Annotated in this window: 1 protein-coding gene; it reads left to right on the forward strand. The window is 69.3% G+C overall.

Annotated features, from left to right (window positions below; translation table 11 throughout):
* Window positions 1-495, forward strand: a 495-nt coding sequence (locus tag ACF088_RS41310) for an LCP family protein (RefSeq protein ID WP_392381132.1), incomplete at both ends; no start/stop codon positions are given.

A 495-nucleotide genomic window follows, 5' to 3' on the forward strand; every position in this document is an offset into this window, starting at 1 on the left:
GTGTGCCTGCGCAAACCGGTCGACGACAAGGACGCCAAGCTGAAACTGCCGGCGGGCCGGGTGACGCTCGACGGGGAGCAGGCGCTCGGCTACGTGCGGGCGCGGAAGTCGCTCGGCGACGGCAGCGACACCGACCGGATGGACCGGCAGCAGCGCTTTCTGGGCGCGCTCGTGAACAAGGTGCAGAGCAATGACGTCCTGCTGAATCCGGTGAAGCTGTACCCCGTTCTGGACGCCGCCACGTCGTCGCTCACCACGGACCCGGATCTGGCGAGTCTGCGTGGTTTGTACGACCTTGTGCGCGGCCTGCGCGGGATTCCCACCGAACGCGTCCAATTCCTGACCGTCCCCCGGGAGTCGTACGCGGGCGACGCCAATCGCGACCAGCTCGTGCAGCCCGACGCCGGGAAGCTCTTCACCCGGCTGCGGACGGACGAGCCGGTGGCGGTCATGGCCTCCCGGCAGGACTCCGCGGGCGGTACGGCGAATTCCGGC

Origin of the sequence: Streptomyces sp. NPDC015125 (assembly GCF_043080045.1) — a bacterium.
In the GTDB taxonomy this organism is placed as follows: Bacteria; Actinomycetota; Actinomycetes; order Streptomycetales; family Streptomycetaceae; genus Streptomyces.